The sequence below is a fragment of the Planktotalea sp. genome, assembly GCF_965659345.1.
GTDB lineage: Bacteria > Pseudomonadota > Alphaproteobacteria > Rhodobacterales > Rhodobacteraceae > Planktotalea.
Genome location: NZ_CBFHVK010000008.1, coordinates 141,170 through 163,030, shown reverse-complemented (window position 1 = coordinate 163,030; position 21,861 = coordinate 141,170). Strand labels below are relative to the sequence as shown.

At 53.0% G+C, this 21,861-nt stretch carries 25 protein-coding genes; 14 read left to right on the top strand and 11 right to left on the bottom strand.

Annotation, left to right across the window (positions count from 1 at the left end; all coding sequences use genetic code 11):
• Window positions 1-25: 25 nt before the first annotated feature.
• The 3 genes from grxD to purL all read right to left on the bottom strand — a co-directional run bounded on the left by grxD (window position 26) and on the right by purL (window position 2,886).
• Window positions 26-388 carry a Grx4 family monothiol glutaredoxin gene (gene grxD / locus ACTG3Z_RS08530; protein ID WP_439142543.1) on the bottom strand — a complete coding sequence of 121 codons (363 nt, stop codon included), beginning with the start codon at window positions 386-388 and terminating at the stop codon, window positions 26-28.
• Window positions 389-421: 33 nt separating this feature from the next.
• Complete coding sequence (locus ACTG3Z_RS08525) at window positions 422-658, bottom strand: BolA/IbaG family iron-sulfur metabolism protein (RefSeq protein ID WP_439142541.1); 237 nt, start codon at window positions 656-658, stop codon at window positions 422-424.
• Between the two features lie 68 nt (window positions 659-726).
• A complete protein-coding gene (purL, locus tag ACTG3Z_RS08520) occupies window positions 727-2,886 on the bottom strand; it encodes a phosphoribosylformylglycinamidine synthase subunit PurL (RefSeq protein WP_439142539.1) in 2,160 nt (719 codons plus the stop codon).
• Between the two features lie 139 nt (window positions 2,887-3,025).
• Between purL and ACTG3Z_RS08515 the strand changes: the two genes are divergently transcribed.
• The 13 genes from ACTG3Z_RS08515 to ACTG3Z_RS08455 all read left to right on the top strand — a co-directional run bounded on the left by ACTG3Z_RS08515 (window position 3,026) and on the right by ACTG3Z_RS08455 (window position 13,132).
• Window positions 3,026-4,012, top strand: a complete 987-nt coding sequence (locus tag ACTG3Z_RS08515; protein WP_439142538.1) for a pyridoxal-phosphate dependent enzyme — start codon at window positions 3,026-3,028, stop codon at window positions 4,010-4,012.
• On the top strand, window positions 4,012-5,151 hold the full coding sequence (locus ACTG3Z_RS08510; protein WP_439142536.1) for a M24 family metallopeptidase: 1,140 nt from the start codon (window positions 4,012-4,014) through the stop codon (window positions 5,149-5,151). Before ACTG3Z_RS08515 ends, ACTG3Z_RS08510 begins: the two co-directional genes overlap by 1 nt.
• Window positions 5,148-5,897 (top strand): maleate cis-trans isomerase family protein, encoded by a 750-nt coding sequence (locus tag ACTG3Z_RS08505; RefSeq protein ID WP_439142534.1) that lies wholly within the window; start codon window positions 5,148-5,150, stop codon window positions 5,895-5,897. Before ACTG3Z_RS08510 ends, ACTG3Z_RS08505 begins: the two co-directional genes overlap by 4 nt.
• A gap of 431 nt (window positions 5,898-6,328) precedes the next feature.
• Window positions 6,329-6,616 carry a preprotein translocase subunit YajC gene (gene yajC / locus ACTG3Z_RS08500; protein WP_375265064.1) on the top strand — a complete coding sequence of 96 codons (288 nt, stop codon included), beginning with the start codon at window positions 6,329-6,331 and terminating at the stop codon, window positions 6,614-6,616.
• 39 nt (window positions 6,617-6,655) lie between these two features.
• A complete protein-coding gene (gene secD, locus ACTG3Z_RS08495) occupies window positions 6,656-8,317 on the top strand; it encodes a protein translocase subunit SecD (RefSeq protein WP_439142532.1) in 1,662 nt (553 codons plus the stop codon).
• 1 nt (window position 8,318) lies between these two features.
• Window positions 8,319-9,290 (top strand): protein translocase subunit SecF, encoded by a 972-nt coding sequence (gene secF / locus ACTG3Z_RS08490; RefSeq protein ID WP_439142531.1) that lies wholly within the window; start codon window positions 8,319-8,321, stop codon window positions 9,288-9,290.
• Window positions 9,283-10,035, top strand: coding sequence for a TSUP family transporter (locus ACTG3Z_RS08485; protein WP_439142530.1), 753 nt, complete (start codon window positions 9,283-9,285; stop codon window positions 10,033-10,035). The genes secF and ACTG3Z_RS08485 overlap by 8 nt, the downstream gene beginning before the upstream one ends.
• A gap of 6 nt (window positions 10,036-10,041) precedes the next feature.
• Window positions 10,042-10,404, top strand: coding sequence for an Mth938-like domain-containing protein (locus ACTG3Z_RS08480; RefSeq protein WP_439142529.1), 363 nt, complete (start codon window positions 10,042-10,044; stop codon window positions 10,402-10,404).
• Window positions 10,405-10,410: 6 nt separating this feature from the next.
• On the top strand, window positions 10,411-11,028 hold the full coding sequence (gene ccmA, locus ACTG3Z_RS08475) for a heme ABC exporter ATP-binding protein CcmA (protein ID WP_439142528.1): 618 nt from the start codon (window positions 10,411-10,413) through the stop codon (window positions 11,026-11,028).
• Window positions 11,025-11,681: a heme exporter protein CcmB gene (gene ccmB / locus ACTG3Z_RS08470; RefSeq protein WP_439142527.1), complete on the top strand. Its 657-nt coding sequence runs from the start codon at window positions 11,025-11,027 to the stop codon at window positions 11,679-11,681. The genes ccmA and ccmB overlap by 4 nt, the downstream gene beginning before the upstream one ends.
• Before the next feature lie 41 nt (window positions 11,682-11,722).
• Entirely contained in the window at window positions 11,723-12,451 is a 729-nt protein-coding gene (locus ACTG3Z_RS08465) for a heme ABC transporter permease (protein ID WP_439142526.1), read from the top strand.
• On the top strand, window positions 12,448-12,600 hold the full coding sequence (gene ccmD, locus ACTG3Z_RS08460; protein ID WP_375265072.1) for a heme exporter protein CcmD: 153 nt from the start codon (window positions 12,448-12,450) through the stop codon (window positions 12,598-12,600). The genes ACTG3Z_RS08465 and ccmD overlap by 4 nt, the downstream gene beginning before the upstream one ends.
• Window positions 12,593-13,132 carry a DsbE family thiol:disulfide interchange protein gene (locus ACTG3Z_RS08455; RefSeq protein ID WP_375265073.1) on the top strand — a complete coding sequence of 180 codons (540 nt, stop codon included), beginning with the start codon at window positions 12,593-12,595 and terminating at the stop codon, window positions 13,130-13,132. Before ccmD ends, ACTG3Z_RS08455 begins: the two co-directional genes overlap by 8 nt.
• A gap of 15 nt (window positions 13,133-13,147) precedes the next feature.
• On the opposite strand, the gene ACTG3Z_RS08450 is transcribed toward ACTG3Z_RS08455, so the two are convergent.
• Window positions 13,148-13,372, bottom strand: a complete 225-nt coding sequence (locus ACTG3Z_RS08450; protein ID WP_439142577.1) for an SDR family oxidoreductase — start codon at window positions 13,370-13,372, stop codon at window positions 13,148-13,150.
• Between the two features lie 156 nt (window positions 13,373-13,528).
• Window positions 13,529-16,213: an aconitate hydratase AcnA gene (acnA, locus tag ACTG3Z_RS08445; RefSeq protein ID WP_439142524.1), complete on the bottom strand. Its 2,685-nt coding sequence runs from the start codon at window positions 16,211-16,213 to the stop codon at window positions 13,529-13,531.
• A gap of 238 nt (window positions 16,214-16,451) precedes the next feature.
• Here acnA and ACTG3Z_RS08440 point away from each other — a divergent pair, with 238 nt between their 5' ends.
• Window positions 16,452-17,147 (top strand): DUF1223 domain-containing protein, encoded by a 696-nt coding sequence (locus ACTG3Z_RS08440; RefSeq protein ID WP_439142522.1) that lies wholly within the window; start codon window positions 16,452-16,454, stop codon window positions 17,145-17,147.
• A 3-nt stretch (window positions 17,148-17,150) separates the two neighbouring features.
• On the opposite strand, the gene ACTG3Z_RS08435 is transcribed toward ACTG3Z_RS08440, so the two are convergent.
• From ACTG3Z_RS08435 to purB, 6 genes are all read right to left on the bottom strand, one after another.
• Window positions 17,151-18,011 carry a lysophospholipid acyltransferase family protein gene (locus ACTG3Z_RS08435; protein ID WP_439142520.1) on the bottom strand — a complete coding sequence of 287 codons (861 nt, stop codon included), beginning with the start codon at window positions 18,009-18,011 and terminating at the stop codon, window positions 17,151-17,153.
• Between the two features lie 31 nt (window positions 18,012-18,042).
• A complete protein-coding gene (locus ACTG3Z_RS08430) occupies window positions 18,043-18,684 on the bottom strand; it encodes a nitrile hydratase subunit alpha (RefSeq protein ID WP_439142518.1) in 642 nt (213 codons plus the stop codon).
• Window positions 18,674-18,991 carry an SH3-like domain-containing protein gene (locus ACTG3Z_RS08425; RefSeq protein WP_439142516.1) on the bottom strand — a complete coding sequence of 106 codons (318 nt, stop codon included), beginning with the start codon at window positions 18,989-18,991 and terminating at the stop codon, window positions 18,674-18,676. Before ACTG3Z_RS08425 ends, ACTG3Z_RS08430 begins: the two co-directional genes overlap by 11 nt.
• Window positions 18,988-19,293 carry a ScnB-like protein gene (locus ACTG3Z_RS08420; protein WP_375265099.1) on the bottom strand — a complete coding sequence of 102 codons (306 nt, stop codon included), beginning with the start codon at window positions 19,291-19,293 and terminating at the stop codon, window positions 18,988-18,990. Before ACTG3Z_RS08420 ends, ACTG3Z_RS08425 begins: the two co-directional genes overlap by 4 nt.
• An 87-nt stretch (window positions 19,294-19,380) precedes the next feature.
• Complete coding sequence (locus ACTG3Z_RS08415; RefSeq protein WP_439142515.1) at window positions 19,381-20,430, bottom strand: flagellar motor switch protein FliG; 1,050 nt, start codon at window positions 20,428-20,430, stop codon at window positions 19,381-19,383.
• 115 nt (window positions 20,431-20,545) lie between these two features.
• Window positions 20,546-21,853, bottom strand: coding sequence for an adenylosuccinate lyase (purB, locus tag ACTG3Z_RS08410; RefSeq protein WP_439142514.1), 1,308 nt, complete (start codon window positions 21,851-21,853; stop codon window positions 20,546-20,548).
• Window positions 21,854-21,861: the final 8 nt, after the last annotated feature.

Genomic DNA, 21,861 nt, shown 5'->3' with positions numbered 1-21,861 from the left:
TTCTTTAAAAAATCAGCGTTTTAAATCAGCCGTTTGCTTCGCGAATTTTATCCGCGGCGTCTTTGTCATAGGTGATCGCTTGATCATCAAAGAGCGTGTCGAGTTCGCCTGACAAGGTCATTTCCGTGATGATATCACAGCCGCCTACAAACTCGCCTTTGACATAAAGCTGTGGAACCGTTGGCCAATCAGAGAAATCTTTGATCCCTTGGCGCATGTTTTCATCAGCAAGCACGTTCACGTCAGCAAATTCAACGCCCATATAATTCAACACACCGGCGACGCGGGATGAAAATCCGCATTGCGGCATCTCTTTCGTGCCTTTCATGAACAAAACAACAGAATTGTCAGTCACAGTCTTTTGGATGGTTTCTTTAACGTCGCTCATTGTCGTCTCCATTCGCGCGGCTGCGCTTGTCTTTTAGCTTGGGGCTTTGGTTGTCAGGGCCAGCGCGTGTAGCTCGCCCGCGCTGCCATCCATTTTACCTTTTAACGCGGCATACACAGCGCGCTGTTGTTGCACACGGTTCTTGCCCTCGAAAGAGGCATCGATCACTTCGGCGGCGAAATGCTGGCCGTCATCACCTTGCACGGTGATCTGTCCTTCGGGAAAACCTTCGCGCAAAAGCGCTTCAATCTCTTGTGCTGTGATCGCCATGGATCGTGCCCTTTCGTGTCTAACTTGGGTCGAATGTAGAAGCGGGGCGAGGGGCTCGCAAGAGCCGCTTAAGAAAAGAGTGTCGGAAACACGCTTTCTGACACGTCTCTAAGCTCTGCCAAGCTCGCGCTAGACCCGCCAATGGTCACATCAGTACCGCCAAATTTACCAACGAATGCGATAGAGATGCCTGCTTGACCCGCCGCACTCATCAAGGCTTCGGCTTGATCGAAGTTACACGCCACAAGGTAGCGCGCTTGATCTTCGCCGAACAGTTCGGGGGTATCTGCGCTGTCAAGTGTCACGCCCACATCTGCACTGGCCGCCATTTCGAACGCGGCAAGCGCAAGACCACCATCTGACAGGTCAGTACAAGCTTTGATCCAATCGCGGTTGGCGCGGATGAAATCGCCGTGCTTTGCTTCGGCGTCCAGATCGACGCTTGGCGCGTCGCCCTCAACACGGTTGAACACTTCAGCCAACAGGGCGGATTGGCCAAGGTGGCCAGTTGTTTCACCAATCACCATCGCGACATGACCATCACGTACGTCCGCAATGATCAACTCTTCCTCTGAAGCAAGTAAGCCGACGGCACCAATCGTTGGTGTCGGTAGAATACCCGTGCCGTCAGTTTCATTGTAAAGCGAGACGTTGCCAGACACGATAGGCATATCGAGCGCTTTAACAGCCTCTCCGATGCCTTGGATCGCGCCAACAAACTGGCCCATAATTTCCGGTTTTTCAGGGTTGCCGAAGTTCATGTTGTCTGTGGTGGCCAAAGGTTTTGCCCCCACGGCGGTCAAGTTGCGGTACGCCTCTGCAACGGCTTGTTTGCCCCCCTCAACAGGGTTTGCCATCACGTAGCGAGGGGTCACATCAGACGTAAACGCGAGCGCCTTAGGTGTGCCATGCACGCGCACAATGCCTGCACCTGCGCCGGGAATACGGATGGTATCGCCCATGACTTGCGCATCATATTGCTCGTAAACCCAACGTTTGGACGCGTAATTCGGGCTGCTCAGCAGTGCTTTCAGACCATCAATCGGGTCAATCTGCGGCACGTCGCTGAGTTCCTCAGCCGCAGGTGTCGGTACCCAAGGGCGGTCATATTCAGGCGCAGAAGAGGCGAGTTTGCTCAAAGGAAGATCTGCTTTGACCTCGCCGTTGTGCACGATCAAGAAGCGATCTTCTTCGATAGTTTCGCCAACGATTGCGAAATCGAGGTCCCATTTGTCGAAGACCGCTTTCGCCTCGGCCTCAAGTTCAGGCTTGAGAACCATCAACATGCGCTCTTGGGACTCCGATAGCATCATCTCGTAGGCGGTCATATTGACCTCGCGTACAGGAACGCTTTCAAGATCAAGGCGCACACCAAGCCCGCCTTTGTCGCCCATCTCAACAGCGGAGCAGGTTAGACCAGCCGCGCCCATATCTTGGATCGAAATCACAGCGCCTGTTTGCATCAGCTCAAGGGTCGCTTCCATTAAGCGTTTTTCGGTGAACGGGTCGCCAACCTGAACTGTAGGGCGTTTGTCTTCAATCGTGTCGTCAAACTCAGCCGAGGCCATCGTCGCGCCACCAACACCGTCGCGGCCCGTTTTCGCGCCCAAGTAGACCACTGGCATACCAACGCCCGACGCTGCAGAGTAGAAAATTTTGTCTGTGTCTGCGAGACCGGCGGCAAAAGCATTTACAAGACAGTTGCCATTGTAAGCAGGGTCAAAGCGTACTTCTCCGCCAACTGTAGGCACGCCAAAACAGTTGCCATAACCGCCAACGCCTTCAACAACACCGTTTACCAACTGGCGTGTTTTATGGTGCGATGTTTCGCCAAAGCTTAAAGAATTCATCGCTGCAATCGGGCGAGCGCCCATCGTAAAGACGTCGCGCAAGATGCCACCAACGCCTGTCGCCGCACCTTGATAAGGCTCGATGTAGGAAGGGTGGTTGTGGCTTTCCATTTTGAAAACAACAGCTTGCCCGTCGCCAATATCAACGATCCCTGCATTTTCACCGGGGCCGCATATGACCTGAGGGCCGGTCGTGGGCAAGGTGCGCAACCATTTCTTGGATGATTTATATGAACAATGCTCATTCCACATCGCGGAAAAGATGCCCAATTCTGTGAAGCTCGGCTCACGTCCGATGATTTCTAAAATCACCTCGTATTCATCTGGTTTCAGGCCATGAGAGGCGATGAGATCGGTGGTGATAGCAGGCTCTTGCATCAAGTTTGGTCCCCAAAACGTAAACTTGCGCGTGTCTTAATGCCAAAGCGTCCTAGGGGCAATGCAACAAGCAAGCGATTTGAGGCGTTGACCTGTGATGTTTTTTGTCCTGAGGTATCGCAAATACTGGGAGTGAACGATGCAATTTTTGGAAAACCCATATCGCGGGCAGGGGATCGACGTTGGGCTGGGAAGCGTGCCGTCACCTTCGATCAATTCAAATGCGCCACGTGCCTTGCTGGAACGATGCCCTGTGCATCACGCGACACCGATGGTTCGCGCGCTTGGTTTGCACATAAAAGATGAACGTGGCCGCATGGGGCTCGGGAGCTTCAAAGCGCTCGGAGCGGCCTATGTTATCGCCCACGAAGCTCAACAAGGATCGCTTGAAGGGCGCGTATATGTAACCGCGAGTGCGGGCAATCACGGTATGTCCGTTGCTGCGGGTGCAAAGGTCTTCGGTGCGAAGGCGGTGATCTATCTTGCCAAAACTGTTCCAAGCGAGTTCGCAGATCGTTTGCGCGAGAAAGGCGCGGACGTGGTCATTGAAGGCGATGATTATGAGGCAAGCATGGCTGGGGCTTTGAAAGCTGCCAAAGACAACGAATGGACTTTGTTGTCCGACAGCTCTTGGGATGGTTACTTCGATCTGCCACATCGCTTGATGGAGGGCTATCTCGCCATGGCGGCGGAATGCACGGAACAGATGGAGCAACCAACGCATATCTTTTTGCAAGCTGGCGTTGGTGGCCTTGCGGGGGCTTGTGCGGCGCTGTTTCGTGATGTTTGGGGAAACGGGCCCAAGATAACTGTGGTTGAGCCTGAATTTGCACCGGCGATTTTCGACTCAATCAAAGCAGGGGCGTTTGTGTCGAGCACTGGCGCGGTTTCTGACATGGGGCGGCTTGATTGCAAAGAGGCGTCGCTCATCGCGCTCAAAGGGCTATCGCGAGACGCGGACGCGTGCGTTTTGATCTCTGAAACAGAAGCTGCGGATGTTTTGCCTAAACTTGCAGAACAAGGTTTGGCATCAAGTACATCTGGTGCCGCCGGGATTGCCGCGGCGTTGCTCAGTGATTTGCCAAGCGATGCAAAGGTGCTGTGTATTCTGAGCGAGGGTGCATAGTGTTTGAGCGAAGTGAATATCTGACGCGGATCAAAGCCGTGCAAACGCGCATGGCGTCGCATGATTTATCTGCGCTGTTGCTTACTCAAGAAGCCGATATTCGCTATCTCACTGGCTACCTCACGCGGTTTTGGGAAAGCCCGACGCGCCCTTGGTTCTTGGTTTTGCCTGCAAGCGGCCTGCCTATCGCTGTGATCCCGTCAATTGGTGCGGCTTTAATGGGACGCACGATCGTGGAAGATATTCGAACCTGGTCTGCCCCTGATTATTCTGACGACGGCATTTCGCTTTTGCGTGACACGCTAGGCGAAGTTGCTGGCACTGGTCGCATCGGGACACCGCAAGGGATAGAGAGCCATTTGCGCATGCCGCTTGGCGATTGGATTCGCCTTTCAAAAGACGTGGACATCGGTAGCGACATGCAAGTGATGCGCGCCGCGCGGATGGTGAAAACACCCTGTGAAGTTGAAGCTGTTCGTGAGGCTTGCCAGATCGCGGGGCGTGCATTTGCTAGGGTTCCAGAAAAAGCCTGTGCTGGCACAGCGTTAAGCAACGTGTTTCGCAGTTTTCAAATGCTTTGCTTGGAAGAAGGCGCTGACTGGGTGCCGTATCTTGCTGGTGCTAAAGGCAGCGATGGGTACGACGATGTGATTTCCCCCGCGAGCGATGATCCATTGCAGGTTGGTGAAGTTCTGATGCTCGACACCGGTGTTATTCGGCAAGGGTATTTCAGTGACTTTGATCGCAATTATAGTGTGGGCGCGCCAAGGGATGCGGCGGCGCGCGCCTACGATAAACTCATGGACGCCATGCGCGCTGGCGAAGCCGTTTTGAAACCGGGAAACACTGCTGCGGATATTTTTCATGCGATGGATAAGCTCTGCACAGGTGGCGCAGGTGGTCAAAGTGCGGGTCGTTTGGGGCATGGCCTGGGCTTGCAGCTGACAGAGGGACTATCCTTCATCGCAGAGGATCATACGGTGTTGGAGGCGGGGATGGTGATTACGCTAGAGCCGGGTGTGTCTGTTTCAGGGGGGGCTGGATTGATGGTTCATGAGGATGATTACGTGATTACTGATACTGGATGGGAACGCTTGTCACCTACGCCCCCAGAGCAAATGATGCGGCTCGACAAATGAGTTTGCCTTACACACTCGCCCCGCAAATCGGGACAGATGGCCGTATAGGCCTTATCGTTTTGCAATCTGACGAGACGATGGAACATGAATTGCGCCAAGTGGTTCCTAACAGCGATGTGGGGGCTTTCATCTCTCGTATCCCGAGCGCGTCAGAAGTTTCGAACGATAGCCTTGCCGCGATGGAGACGGACTTGCCCCGTGCGGCGGAACTGTTGCCCAAGACCGTTAGCTTTGATGTCGTCGGCTATGGCTGTACATCTGCGTCAAGCATAATTGGGACAGAGCGCGTTGCTGACTTGGTTGGCAGTGTTTGTGAGACGAAAGCTGTGACGAATCCGGTGAGTGGTTTGGTCGCTGCGTGCAACACGTTGGGCGTTAGTAAATTGGCACTTCTGACACCTTATACAGAGGCAGTGAGCGAAAGCTTACGATCTGCGCTTCTTGCAAAGGGTATTGAAACGCCAGTTTTTGGAACGTTCGATGAGCCAGTTGAAACCAAAGTCGCAAGGATTGATCCGAGCAGCGTGCGCGATGCTGCAATCAAATTGGGACGCGACACTGGGGCTGATGCGGTGTTTATGAGCTGCACAAATCTTCGCACTTTTTCCATTTTGCAAGACGTTGAAAGCGCGATTGGAAAAGCTGCGTTGTCGTCTAATCAAGCGTTCTTTTGGCATATGCTTGGCTTGGCAGGCACCACTTGCGCGCGTCCCTGCGGATTACTTTGGGACCACGCGGTGCACTGATTTATTTTTAGCTTGGTCCGACGACGGAGATTCTGCGTAGTGGTAAAAAGCGTTTGTTATAGAGGCGCTGATTGTACGGAATTGCGACGCCCTTCAATCCCGCTTTGAGGTTTGGCTTAGAGCCAAAAAAAAGGCCGAGCGCAAAGCTCGGCCGAAGTCCAACAGGGAGGTACAAGAACTAAGCACCTCAGCGCCATCGTCGTTCTTGTACGACCCAATTAATGTGCGTAATGCCCGCAATCAAGGCATAAAATGCCGCAGTCGCAGCATGGCCGCTATGCGGATTCTGCATAGCTTCTTTCCGGCCCTACTGACGGACCTTAAAAACAGAGTGCCTAAGGGCATTGCAAAGCCCTCTGTCAGACCATAGGTTCTGGCAAAATTCAGACAGTGCTTGCACGGGCAGGCCACTCTTAAAAAGGATATACCACATGGATGCTGGCGCACTTGGCCAATTCGTTCCGCTTATTTTGATCTTTGCGATCATGTATTTCTTGTTGATCCGCCCTCAGCAGAAAAAGCTGAAAGAGCACCAGAAAATGGTCGAAGGTCTGCGCCGTGGCGATCAGGTGATCACGCAGGGTGGCCTGATCGGTAAGGTGACCAAAGTCAAAGACGACAATGAGATCGAAGTTGAACTTGCCGAGGGCGTGAAAGTCCGCGTTGTTCAGTCAACGATCACCAATGTCATCAACAAAACCGAGCCAGCCTCCGCGTAAATAACGCGCGGCGCTTGGATGGTGTGAGAGGCCTGACAGATGTTGCAAATTGACCTGTGGAAACGGGTGGTGATCTGGGCGCTGTGCGCGCTTGGTTTGCTCCTTGCGGTTCCAAATGCCTTTTACTCAAAAGTCGAACAGCATAATGATGGCTTGGCAGCGATTGAGGTGTCTGGAAATTCACCAGAACGCGATGCAATGGTCGCGCTTTGGCCGACGTTCATGCCCTCAGGTCTTGTGAACCTTGGTCTTGATCTTCGGGGTGGCGCGCATTTGCTGGCTGAGGTGAAGGTCCAAAACGTTTATTCCGCCCGCATGAAAGCGTTTTGGCCAGAGGTGCGTGATGCCCTTCGCCCTGAACGAGCAACGATCGGTACGATCCGGCTTCAACCCTCGGCTGATGATGAGCTCAAAGTCCGAATCTCAGAGCCAGACCAGATGGCCCGCGCAATGGAAGTTGTGCGTGGTTTAGCGCAACAAGTCGTTTCGCTGTCCGGCGTCGGGGCGTCTGATATTGAGGTCAGCGCGGACGGGAGCATTCTTACTGTGCGACTGTCTGAGGCGGAAAAGCGCGCCACGGATGAGCGCACGATGCAACAGTCGCTTGAAATCATTCGACGTCGAATCGACGAAGTGGGCACGCGTGAGCCAACGATCCAACGCCAAGGAACTGATCGTATATTAATCCAAGTGCCCGGCATCGGTTCTGCTGCGGAACTCAAAGCGATTATTGGCACCACGGCGCAACTGACATTCCAACCAGTTGTTGGTCGCGGCTCGGATCCGGATGCGAATGCTGGCATTGGTAATGAAATTCTCCCGTCACTCGATGAAGAGGGGGCGTATTACACACTTGAATCCGCTCCGGTGGTTACAGGTGAAGAACTGGTGGATGCACAGCCTGCATTTGATCAAAACGGCCGCCCTGCGGTGAATTTCCGATTTAATCCAGCAGGCGCTCGCAAGTTTGGTGACTACACGGCTGAAAATATCGGTAATCCGTTTGCGATCGTGCTCGATAGCGAAGTTATTTCTGCTCCCGTGATCCAAAGTCATATTCCGGGCGGCTCGGGAATCATTACGGGCAACTTCACAGTGGAAGAATCAACAAACCTTGCGGTGTTGTTGCGCGCGGGTGCTTTGCCTGCTGGGCTCGACTTTCTTGAGGAGCGTACAATTGGACCAGAGCTGGGTGCAGACAGCATTAAAGCGGGTCAAATTGCGTGTATCGTCGCGTTCACGGCCGTCTTGATCTTCATGTTCTTGAGCTATGGTACGTTTGGATTGTTCGCCAACATTGCGCTTATCATTAATGTTGGTTTGATCTTTGGCCTGCTCAGTTTGGTCGGTGCAACGCTCACGCTGCCCGGTATTGCTGGTATCGTTCTGACGATTGGTATGGCGGTTGATGCCAACGTGTTGGTATTTGAGCGGATTCGCGAAGAAATCAAATCGAAAAAGGGTCCGGCCCGTGCGATTGATCTTGGCTACGAGAAAGCGCTGAGCGCGATTATTGACGCCAACATCACAACCTTCATCACGGCTGTGATCCTGTTTGTTATGGGCTCCGGCCCTGTACGAGGCTTTGCGATTACGCTTGGCCTTGGCATTCTCACTTCGGTCTTTACTGCTATCTTCGTCACACGGCTTATTGTTGTGATGTGGTTCGAGCGTAAACGCCCCAAAACATTGGAGGTGTGAGATGCGCCTGAGATTAGTCAAGCAAGATACGAATTTTGATTTCTTTTCCCGTTGGAAAATGTGGTTAGGGATCTCTTTGGTGCTGATGATCGTTGGTTTCGCCTCTTTCATGTATCAAGGGTTGAACTTCGGCATCGACTTTAAAGGTGGCACGACAATCCGAACGGACAGCAGCACGCCAATTGACGTTGGCGCATACCGCGACGCGATTGCACCACTTGAGTTGGGCGACATCACGATTTCCGAAGTGTTTGATCCGACTTTCGAAGCAGATCAAAACGTCGCCATGGTGCGGATTGAAGCGCAAGACGGTCAAGAAGCGGTGAATTCTGATATCATCGCACAAGTACAAACTGCGCTGCAGGTCATCGCGCCAGACATCAAGTTTGTGTCTGTCGAATCCGTTGGTCCGAAGGTCTCTGGCGAACTGATCCAAACTGCCGCAATTGCCGTTGTTCTCGCGATTGCAGCCGTTTTGATCTACATCTGGCTACGCTTTGAATGGCAATTTGCCTTAGGTGCGGTTGCGGCGCTTGTGCACGATGTGATCCTCACAATCGGTATCTTTTCCGAGCTTCAGATCAAGTTCGACCTCGCGATTATCGCGGCACTGCTCACCATTGTTGGTTACTCGCTCAACGATACGGTTGTTGTCTTCGACCGGGTCCGTGAAAACCTGCGCAAATATAAGAAAAAGCCGCTGAATGAAGTGCTTAACATTTCGATCAATGAAACGCTGAGCCGGACATTCATGACCTCTGTCACCACGCTTCTGGCGTTGATTGCATTGTTTGTGCTCGGCGGCGATGTGATCCGTGGCTTCGTGTTTGCGATGATCTGGGGCGTCATTGTTGGAACGTATAGCTCTGTCTTCGTGGCCTCTGCGATCCTACTCTATCTCGGGGTAAAGCGCGATTGGACCAACAAGCCTGACGCCAATGCGGGAACGCAATTTGCCAACATAGATGCCTGACATCCTTGTATCAGCCCTCGCAACAGATGGGCTGATATGGATCGCTTTGGGTAGTTTGCTCGCAGGGCTTGTGCGCGGTTTTGCTGGGTTTGGCACTGCGATGATCTATCTGCCTATCGCCGGACAATTCCTGACACCGCTTGGCGCGGTCATGACACTCATGGTGATCGATAGTTTCGGCCCGCTACCAGCGCTTCCACGTGCGGTGCGCGAAGCAGACTGGCAGGATCTGCGTCGTCTCATCTTTGGTATGTTTCTATGCATGCCCGTTGGAATTTGGGTGCTGATCAACGTTCCGGCGGATGTGTTTCGCAGTGCTGTATCACTTGTTTCGCTCGCGCTTCTGGCGGCTCTGATCCTTGGGCTGCGTTATTCGGGACGCCTAAGCGCACCAAAAATCTATGGCATTGGCGCAATGTCGGGAGTTCTTGGTGGCGCAGTCGGTCTTCCCGGTCCGCCTGTTATCCTACTTTATATGGCGAGCACACATGCGCCTGCCATTATTCGTGCGACGACCATGGTGTTTCTCGTTGCTTTTGATGTGATCTTTTTCGCAATGGCAGGTGTCCAGGGTCTCTTATCAGGTGCCACTTTGGTCTTGGGGGCGGTCTTGATCACACCTATGATGATCGGAATTCTCATAGGAACATGGCTCTTTCGCCCCGCATATGAAACGGTTTATAGAGCACTGGCTTATGTCATTATCGGAGTGTCAGCACTCTATGGTTTGCCAACTTGGGGGTGATGCGCAATGCGTTTGACGGAACTTGAATTTGACGATGCTCAGCCTGTGCAAGGCTATGGCCCCGGGTTTTTCCGCATCGCAGGCGAAGTGGTTGCTGCGCCCTTGATTGTGACCGCAAGCGGTGCAGGCCCTTGGGGGGGGTACACCGATTTGGATACACTATTGAACATGAAGGGCGAGATTGACGTTATCTTCTTCGGTACAGGGGATGAAATCGGGTATTTGCCGCGTGAGTTGAAAGACGCGCTCGATGATGCGGGCATCGGGGTTGAGGCGATGAACTCCCCTGCAGCTTGTCGCACGTACAATGTGCTCGTGTCTGAGGGCCGCCGCGTAGCCGCAGCTCTCCTTCCTGTAACGAAGACCTGATCAGGGATGCAGCTTAGCGTTGATAACCTTTCTGTCGCACGGGGTGGCATTGCCGTACTGGAAGGGGTGTCGTTTCGTGTGACCCCCGGCGAAGCACTTATTTTGCGCGGGCCCAATGGGATCGGCAAGACCACGCTGTTACGTGCACTTGCGGGTCTTCAAACCGCGCTGAGCGGTGACATAAACGCACCCAGCGAAAGCATCGCTTATGCCGCGCATTCTGACGGCATCAAACATGTCCTAAGCGTGCGCGAAAATCTTGAATTCTGGGCCGACGTGTTTGGAACAACAGATATTTCCCCCGCGATGAGCGCCTTTGAGCTGGAGCCCTTGGCCAGTCGCTCCGCCGGCGCGCTTTCGGCAGGTCAAAAGCGCCGGCTAGGTCTGGCGCGTTTGCTCGTGACGGCGCGGCCCATCTGGATCTTGGATGAACCGACGGTGTCTCTCGACACCCATGCGGTTGCGATGTTTGCGAATGCAATTAGGTCCCATCTTGCGACAGGAGGCATCGCTCTTATCGCAACCCATATTGATCTAGGACTGGAAGCAGACATCCTTGACATTGCGCCATTCAAAGCAAAACCAGTGAACATACAAAATGATGAGATGGAGGGCTTTTTGTGAAGGCCCTTCTTATTCGCGATCTGCGTCTCGCCATCAGGGCAGGGGGTGGCTTTGGGCTTGGGCTTGCGTTCTTCTTGATCGTGACGGTTCTTGTGCCCTTCAGCGTTGGCCCTGATAGCGCTCTGCTGGCAACGATCGCGCCTGGAATTTTGTGGCTTGGTGCGTTGCTTGCGTGCCTTCTTTCGCTGGATCGCATTCTTGCGCTTGATTGGGAAGACGGCACATTGGATCTGCTTGCCTGTGCCCCCTTGCCGATGGAGGGGACTGTGTCGATCAAAGCTTTCGCGCATTGGATCACAACAGGCTTGCCACTCATCTTCTCTGCACCACTTTTTGCGCTTCTGCTCAACTTGCCAAGCCAAGGATATGCGCCGCTCATTCTTTCGCTTTTGCTTGGAACGCCTGCGCTGAGCGTGATTGGCACCTTTGGTGCAGCCCTCACAGTTGGTATCAAACGCGGTGGTCTTCTTTTGTCGCTGCTTGTTCTGCCGCTCTATGTGCCAACGCTGATCTTTGGTGCTGAAGTGGCACGCCGTGGAGCGGAAGGGCTTACATACAGCACACCGATTATCATGCTCGCGGGCATTACTTTTGGCACAATCGCACTGCTACCTTTTGCCTCTGCCGCTGTTTTGCGGGTAAACATTCGTTAATGTGAATTGAAGCCACAATCGTTAGGGACTACATCGACCTTATGTCTTTATGGGAATACGCAAATCCGGTGAAATTCATGGCTCTTTCGGGCCGTGTTTTGCCGTGGACAGCCGCGCTTTCAGCGATCTGCCTTGTGGTAGGTTTGATCTGGGGGTTTTTCTTCACGCCTGACGATTTCCGACAAGGGTCAACCGTCAAGATCATCTACCTTCACGTACCGTCAGCCCTTATGGCGATTAACGTGTGGTTTATGATGCTTGTGACATCGCTCATCTGGATCATTCGCCGCCATCACATCAGTGCGCTTGCGGCCAAGGCGGCAGCGCCTATTGGTGTCGTCATGACGCTGATCGCTTTGATCACTGGGGCCATTTGGGGTCAACCGATGTGGGGCACATGGTGGGTCTGGGATCCGCGCCTTACCTCGTTTTTGATCCTGTTCTTATTTTATCTTGGTTACATCGCGCTTTGGGCTGCGATCGAAGACAATGACACAGCAGCAGACCTCACTTCGATCCTGTGTTTGGTCGGTTCGGTTTTCGCGATTCTATCGCGCTATGCGGTTAACTTCTGGAACCAAGGGCTCCACCAGGGCGCGTCGCTTTCTCTTGATAAAGAAAAGAACGTAGCGGATGTCTTTTATCAGCCGCTGTTGGTCTGTATCGCAGGGTTTGTTCTGCTTTTTGTGGCGCTTATGCTGTTGCGCACGCGCACTGAAATTCGCGCGCGCCGCACAAAAGCGCTTCTGGCACGGGAGCGCATGGCATGATGCCCGATCTTGGAAAATACGCGGATGCCGTTCTCAGCGCCTACGCTGCGACAATCGCTTTGATCCTTTTGCTTGTTATTTTTAGCTGGGTGCAAAGCCGCCGTGCAAAAGCCGCGCTGAAAGAGATCGAGGATCGCCGCAATGGCTAAAATCTCGCCCCTCATGATAGCGCCGCCGGCGATATTCGCAGGGCTGGCAGTGCTTTTTTACGTGGGCATGTTTCGCGAGGGCAAAGATGATTTGCAATCAGTCTTTATAGGCAAGCCAGCGCCTTCAATAGAAACCACTGCTGAGCTGCCGGGCTTTACGCCCGCTTCACAAAGCGATCTCGCCAAGGGCGAAGTCACGCTAGTGAACTTCTGGGCCAGCTGGTGCCCCCCGTGCCGTGCGGAACATCCAAAACTGCTCGAACTGGCAAAAGAGCATAATATCATAGGCGTGAATTTCAAAGACACGGCGCGTGCGGCAAGCAGTTATCTGACCGATGATGGCAACCCTTTCGCGGGTGTTGCGTTCGATCCACTGGGCCGCACGGCGATTGACTGGGGCGTGACGGCACCGCCAGAAACCTTCATTCTGGATGGCGATGGCACGGTTCTTTATCGGTTCGCAGGCCCGTTGATTGGCAGTGACTATGAGCAACGTTTCTTGCCGGAACTGAACAAAGCTTTAGGGAAATAACCCCAGCTTCATTTTTCAAAATAAACTCATCCGATCTCTCAATGCGCGCGACAGCTGGTATCCGCCCGACGCGGATAATATTTTATCAGTGATGAAGCTTGGATCATCGGATGCCAAAAATTGAACGGCTTTTGCGATATCTTTGGGTAAACCAGAGCACGCCAACGCAGTCCTTTCAACAAACTTCGCAATGAGGTCTGGTGGGCGAGGGCTTACAACTCGTGTCATGATCGCACGCACACTCTTGTGCGATATCACGTCCGCTACCACGTGTGCCGCCTGTAATTACCACTGTTTCGTACGCTATCTTGCGCGTATATCGCCGCGATGATCAAGAGCCGCAAAAAAGGGGCCCGCAAGTGCGAGGCCCTTTTTCAAAAGTATTCAGAAATACTTTTACGCCGCCGCGAGGTCGCGCAACACGTAGTGTAGAACTCCACCGTGCTCGATATATTCGATCTCGATCGCTGTATCGATACGACACTTCAAGCTGATCTCTTTCACTGTGTCATCGGCCATTGTGATCGTGCATGGCACGACTTGCAGTGGTTCGATCGTGTCCAGACCAGAGATTGAAACGCTTTCATCGCCCGTCAGACCAAGTGATTTACGGCTATCGCCACCCGTGAATTCGAACGGGATAACGCCCATGCCTACAAGGTTGGAGCGGTGAATTCGCTCAAAGCTCTCCGCGATCACGGCCTTCACACCCAAGAGTGCTGTGCCCTTAGCGGCCCAGTCACGTGAAGATCCCGCGCCATACTGCTCACCGCCAAAGATAACCAGCGGTGTGCCCGCGTTTTGATGCGCCATTGCTGCGTCAAAGATTGAGGTTTGTGCACCGTCTACGCCTTTGGTGTAACCACCTTCAACACCATCGAGCATTTCGTTCTTGATGCGAATGTTGGCGAATGTGCCGCGCATCATGACCTCATGGTTACCACGGCGTGAACCGTATGAGTTGAACTCACGTACAGGCACCTGACGATCCACCAAATACTGACCCGCAGGGGAGCTTTCCGCGAAGGAGCCCGCAGGAGAAATGTGGTCCGTCGTGATCATATCACCGAGCAATGCCAAGACCTTAGCGCCCTCAATGTTGGTGATCACGCCTGGTTCCTTGGACATGCCTTGGAAATAGGGTGGGTTCTGAATGTAGGTCGATGCCGCTGGCCAGTCATAAACTTCCTGCTGCGGCACAGAAACGCCCTGCCATTTCTCGTCACCCTTGAACACGTCGGCATATTTTGTCTGGAACGCTTCGCGTGTCACAGTCTGTTCAACCAGTTCAGCTACTTCTTGCGTGGTTGGCCATATGTCTTTCAAGTAAACGTCCTTGCCATCCGCTGTTTGCGCGATTGGATCGGTTGCAAGGTTGATATCCATCGTGCCCGCAATCGCATACGCCACAACAAGGGGCGGTGATGCAAGGTAGTTGGCGCGCACATCTGGGCTGATACGGCCCTCAAAGTTACGGTTGCCGGACAGAACCGACGTCGCGACCAAATCACCCTCATGGATGGCCTTACTCAAGTCTTCCTGAAGTGGGCCAGAGTTACCGATACATGTTGTGCAACCATAGCCAACAAGGTTAAAGCCGAGCGCATCAAGATCGTCCTGAAGCTCTGCGGCCTCAAGATACGCAGTCACAACCTGTGACCCTGGGGCGAGGGATGTCTTGACCCAAGGCTTGCGGTTTAGACCCAATGCTGCTGCTTTGCGCGCGACAAGGCCCGCGCCGATCATGACGTATGGGTTGGATGTGTTGGTACAAGATGTGATGGAGGCGATAACAACTTTGCCTGATTCCATTGTGTAGTCTTGGCCCGCAACCGCGACTTCTTTGCCCATCGGACGCTTGAAAGTCTTTTCCATTTCCTCGCGGAATGCTTCTTTTGCACCGGTCAGAGCCACGTAATCCTGCGGACGCTTCGGGCCAGAAATCGCAGGAACGATTGTGCCCATGTCGAGGCTCAAAGTGTCCGTATAGATCGGTGCATAATGGTCGCCGCGCCAGAAACCGTTCTCTTTTGCATAAGCTTCGACCAATGCAATGCGGTCTTCATCACGGCCTGTTGTGCGCAAGTAACGCAGTGTCTCGCCATCGATCGGGAAGAAACCACATGTCGCACCATACTCTGGCGCCATGTTGGCGATTGTTGCACGATCTGCCAGTGGAAGCGTGTCCAAACCTTTGCCGTAGAACTCAACGAACTTGCCAACCACGCCTTTCTCGCGCAGCATTTCCACAACCTTAAGAACAAGGTCCGTGCCTGTCGTGCCTTCCATCATCGCGCCTGTCAGCTCGAAGCCGATAACTTCGGGGATCAGCATGGAAATCGGTTGACCGAGCATGGACGCTTCCGCCTCGATGCCGCCAACGCCCCAACCCAGAACAGCGGCACCGTTCACCATGGTTGTGTGGCTGTCTGTGCCCACAAGCGTGTCAGGATAGGCAACTTCAACGCCGTTTTGGTCAACATCGGTCCAAACGGTTTGGCTGAGATACTCAAGGTTCACTTGGTGGCAGATGCCTGTGCCCGGAGGCACAACGCGGAAGTTGGAAAACGCGGATTGGCCCCATTTGAGGAATGTATAACGCTCCATGTTGCGTTCGTATTCGCGATCAACGTTCATCTTGAACGCACGTGGATTGCCAAATTCGTCAATCATTACAGAGTGGTCAATGACAAGATCAACCGGGTTCAGCGGGTTAATTTTCTGCGGATCGCCGCCGAGGGACTTAATGCCGTCGCGCATTGCTGCGAGGTCAACAACCGCTGGAACACCGGTAAAATCCTGCATCAAGACGCGGGCAGGGCGGTACGCAATCTCGCGTGGGTTTTTACCACCTTGAGCACCCCATTCAGCAAATGCTTTGATGTCATCGACAGAAACCGTCTTGCCGTCTTCAAAGCGCAGCATGTTTTCCAAAACCACTTTCAAAGCAGCCGGTAGTTTGGAGAAATCACCAAGGCCAGCTTCTGTCGCGGCAGGGATAGAGTAATAGGCGATGGACGCGTCGCCGACCTTTAAGGTCTTGCGTGTCTTGCTGGTGTCTTGACCGACTGTGATGGGCATAAAAGCCTCCTGATCTAGATGCTACATTACTGACGAATTGGTTGCTATTTGCCCTATGGTGAAGCTTCAATCAAGGGGTGCAAAGCAAATTGTATACGATTGTACACTGAAATTTAATCAAAATAGGAAACAAAGTGTTCCAGTGGCTCGCGCGCCTCTCGCAAAAGGGTGATTGGTCATTACAAAGGTTTCGAATTATCACACCCGTGACGCAATAATATCAGATGGACCGACCTATATGAAAACGCTCTCCGCACTCTTCGTCGCGCTTTGGATCGGTTTGACTGGGACGGCACAGGCGCAAACGCAGCCGCAGCCGGTGGTCATAGAGTTGTTTACGTCCCAAGGCTGCTCGTCTTGCCCGCCTGCGGATGCTTTGATGCATAAACTTGCACAGCGTAGTGACGTTATCGCGCTTTCGATGCATGTGGATTATTGGGATTATATCGGCTGGAAAGACGAATTTGGCCGTCCAGAAAATGCGGCACGCCAGCGCGCTTATGCGCAGACTGCCGGACGTCGCTCTGTTTACACGCCGCAGATGATTATTGCAGGTGAAGATTCGGTTGTTGGCACGCATCCCATGGACGTGGCCGATCTTATTCGCAAACACGCGTCAAAAACTCAGGATGTTGCAATGAACGTCGCACGTTCTGGCGGCAAGTTGACAATCTCTGCAACGGCGCGCCGTGCTGCGAAATACGAAGTTAAGCTGGTCAGCTATTCCAAAAAGCGCACAACAGCGATCAGGCGCGGGGAAAATGCAGGTAAAACAATTACCTATGTCAACGTCGTGTCTGATTTCAAAACAGTAAAGAAATGGGACGGGCGCGCACCACTGTCCTTGGCCGCAAACGTGGGAACCGGTCCTATGGTTGTCTTGATCCAACGCGTGGGTCATGGCCCCATAGATGCGGCAGCCGCGGTTAACTAAAGCTTAGGTATTCTTCCAGCGACGATGGATCCAGAACCATTGGTGCATATTTTCACTCACCAGATGCTCTAAACCGTCGTTTACCTTTTGGGTCATTGTCTCGGCATCACTATGTGCAATTTCGTCTTGGACGACGATCTTGAAATCCAGTCCGTTGTCTTGTCGGATTGCGTAGACTGGAATCAGCGCCGCATTGTATTTCAATGCGAGTTCTGCAGTGATCAAAGAGGTGATCGCAGGTTTTCCGAAGTAATTCAGACGTGCGCCACCATGTGCGTGCAGGTCCGTCAAAATCCCTAAGACGCCTCCTGACTTAATGTGACGTACCATTTGAGACATGCCTTTGCGACCTTGCTCAAACATCGGTGTGCCAATCGTCGTGATCGATTTTACGTAATGTTCATTGAAATATGGGTTCGACATGCGCCGATATAACGCCCCCATATTGTGACCCTTTGCGATCAGCGCGGCGCGGCTCACATCGTAATTTCCAAAGTGACCCGTGACAAGGATCACCGGGCGCCCTTCCGCCCGTGCGGCTTCAAGGGCCGCGTAGCCGGGGCCTGTGATGGGGGCTGTGATTGCGCGGCGCACAAAAGCATCGCCGGAATAGAGTTCGATTAATGTGCGGCCGGCATTGTTGGGCACGGCTTTGCACAGCCGCGCAATTTCTGTTTCGGGCAAGTCTGGCAGCACATGCTTAAGATTTGCGCGGATGCGTTTTGGATACCCTGCCAGTGGCGAAACGATTTTTTCAACGAGCCAACCCATTGTACGCACACGCGCGGCGTAGGGCAACAAAAGCGCCAGCCCGATGAGACTACGCAAAAAGAGATTTATGATATACTGCGAGACGCGTTTCATATCGGCGGCTTACTGCGCTTACGCGTAATGCTCAAGCGTTTGGCGCTAATGCCAAACCCGTTCCAATCATAGAATCGCGCGTCACCAGCTTGGCAAGCTCTGCTTCGTCTAATGCCTCGCTGCCAATTGGGCGGGCGGGGATAACGACGTAACGCATATCCGCAGTGCTATCATGTACCCGAATTTGGGTGGTTTGGGGCAAGGTCACACCAAATTCAGACAGAACTTTACGCGGCTCTTTGACCGTACGTGACCGATACGCGCGCGATTTATACCAATCCGGCGGTAAACCAAGAAGATTGCGTGGATAGCAAGAACACAGAGTGCACACGACGATATTGTGTGTATCGGCCGTGTTCTCGAGCGCGATAAGATTCATTGGACCGACATCGAAGCCCAGCTCTGCCGTCGCGGTGGAGCCGTTATCCAACAAACGCGCCTTGAATTCAGGATCAATCCAAGCGCGTGCCACCACTGCGGCGCCGATTGCGGGGCTGCGCGCATCCATCTTTTCGATCTGCGCCGAAATTTCTTCAAAGTTGGTGATCTCTTTTTCGACAAGCAATTCGCGCACAGCTATTTCCATGCTTTGCCAATAGCTTAGTGGCGTATCATCATCCTTGCGGTATGGGTGACCAGACGGGGAGAGGTGGTCATGATGATCATGTGGCATCGACGGTGTCCAATTCATCTATCCAGTGCGCATAGACTTCTGCTTCTATGACGTCGTCTGGTTTTTCTGCGGCTTTTTCCCAAAGCTCAGCTGCGCTGAAACGCACGCGATAAAGCATTTGGTTTTTGGCAGGTAGGCCATAGGCGAGTTGTTCTGGGTTGGGGAATGGAGCGATCGCGCGCTCGATTACCCCTGATTTACCGCGAAGATAACTTGGCGCACGTACGTGCCCTGGGGGCATGATCGCGCGGATGTGCACTTTGGTTCCCGCTTTCAGCACCTTATTTTCAGCGATAGGCGTCATCATCCGAGACTTGCTTCGCCATAGGTTTCCCCACGCGCTTGAACCTCAGCCATTTTTGCACCTAATTCTTCGATCGTATAAGCTCCGCTCTCGATCAGGTTTTGATTAATCGATGCGATCCAACGCTCATAATACGTCATGGTTTCAAACGCATCCTCGCCCATGTCTTCTAGGGCGCGTCGAAGGCCATCTACTGTGAAATACCCTTTCGAGCTGCACAAAATCATCAAGGCGTCGACGCGCTTTTCCCACAAAGAAAAGTCGTGTTGGTCGTCACAGATTGGTCCCGCCTCTTGGCCACCCATATCGTGCCACCGGCGTCCGTTAATACGTTTTTCCATAGTCCAAAGCTAGCGACGCGCGATTGTTCTGTCTAGCGTTTGGTCGATTGATTAAGCTGTTTCGCTTTCCTTCAAAAGGATTTCGCCGGTCTGCGCCAAATCGCGAACGGCGGTGACAACTTCTGCCATCGCGATTTCTCCATCTTCATCACCGACTTGGCCACGTTCTTGCACCGCTTCGCGCAGCTGTTCCGCCATGCGGCTGGAAATATTGGCAAAAATAAAGTCAGCAGACGCTTTCGTGGTTGGAGCCGTCGCACTTGCCAAGGCTGTCACGAGCATATCGTTGTCCACAGATTTCAAAACAGCAGGCACATCGCGTTCATCGACGCGTTCTGCAATGTGCTTGAACGTGAAAATGGCTTTGCGCACCTCTGCTGCAAACGATTGATCGGCTTCATCTAGGCCATCCAGAAGCTCATCGCGTGTCATGCTACGTGATGAATTTAAGATTGCGCCAAGGCGTTCTTCTGGCTTGTTTGTGAAGGCTAGGATTGGCTCATCATCAAGTTGGGAAATCAATGAGCGCCCTATACGATCCACCGCATCAGGCGTTACAGAATTGGTCAGTGACACAGCATATGTAATGCGTCGCGCGCGTTCCCCCGGCATTTGTCCCAGCATTGTCGCTGCTTTCTTCACGTCGATCTTGGACAGTAACACCGCCGCAACCTCGATGCTCTCGTCTTCAATTAACGATAAGAGCTTTTCAGCTTCGAGCTCAAAGAGCTGCTCCCAAGGATCGCCAATCGCACGAACGCCAGTGCGCTTGCGAATTCGTGCGGCGGCACCGGGGCTGATCTTGCCATCTAATTCATTTAATGCGCCAGCGACCCCCTTTGGAAAGGTCAGGCCAGTTTCTTCGAGTTCAGTGGCAAATTCTTCGATAACGCTGACAAGTGTTGCGCGATCTATCCTTCGTAGACTGCCCATTTGGTGGGTCAGCTCTGCCTGCAAACCCTCTGGCAATGTATCGATAGGAACATGTGCACCTTCATTCATAAAAAAGCGCACGACAATCGCGGCTTTTTCAGCGGAGGTGACAGTGCGTGCTGGCAGCCGCGCTTGCGCGTTCGCCGGCGTTATTTGACCTAACTGCATATGCAATCGCCTTATCGTTGCGGATTGCTTTTGTGTTTGACGTCAAATTGTAAACATTGGCTGAAGAGGTCACCTTTTTCTTCAGCCAATGATCTTTTATCGATGTATCAGGCACTTAGCTTTCGCCGAAAACTCTGCGGAAGATCGTATCCACATGTTTCGTATGATAGCCGAGATCGAAATTTGCTTCGATCTGATCAACACCAAGCGCTGCTACGACTTCTTCATCTGCCAGCAGCTCTTCTTTGAAATCACAACCGGTTTCCCAGACTTTAAGGGCGTTACGTTGCACCAGACGGTATGCATCTTCGCGGCTTGTCCCCGCCTGTGTGAGCGCCAAAAGCACACGTTGGCTCATCACAAGACCCGGGAACTTGTTCATGTTGGCCATCATATTCTCTGGGTAAACCAAGAGCTTGTCGATCACAGACGTCAACCGCGCGAGTGCGAAATCAAGGGTGATCGTCGTATCTGGCCCGATGTTACGCTCTACCGAGCTGTGCGAAATATCGCGTTCATGCCATAGCGCGACGTTTTCCATGGCAGGAATAACGGCCATACGCACAAGGCGTGCAAGACCCGTCAGGTTTTCCGTCAAAACAGGGTTCTTTTTATGTGGCATGGCCGATGAACCCTTTTGCCCCATGGAGAAAAACTCAGCCGCTTCAAGCACTTCTGTACGTTGCATATGGCGAATTTCTGTAGAGATGTTTTCGATAGAGGACCCGACAACCCCTAGCGCTGCAAAGAATGCAGCATGGCGATCGCGTGGAATGACTTGTGTTGAGATCGGTTCAGGGGACAAGCCAAGTTGCGCACAGACATGCTCTTCAACAGCGGGATCAATATTGGCAAATGTGCCGACAGCACCTGAGATAGCACCTGTCGCGATCTCATCACGTGCCACTTTGAGACGTGCGAGGTTGCGATCCATTTCCGCATAAAAACGCGCGAAGGTAAGGCCCATTGTCGTAGGTTCTGCGTGAATGCCGTGGCTGCGACCGATGCGGATGGTGTTTTTATGCTCCATCGCACGGCGCTTTAGCGCGGCGAGCAGACCCTTAGTGTCTTCGATAAGGATGTCAGCGGCACGTACCAATTGAACGTTGAAGCATGTGTCGAGTACGTCGGAGCTTGTCATGCCCTGATGCACAAAGCGTGCTTCTTCAGAGCCAACATGTTCCGCAAGGTGGGTCAGGAACGCGATGACATCGTGCTTTGTTACCGCTTCGATTTCATCAATGCGCGCGACATCAAATTCAACGTCCTTGGCTTTCCAAACAGCGGTGGCGTTTTCACGCGGGATCACACCAAGATCAGCCATCGCGTCACAGGCATGGGCTTCAATCTCATACCAAATGCGGAATTTGCTCTCTGGCGACCAGATAGCGACCATGTCGGGGCGGGAATAACGAGGGATCATGCGCGATT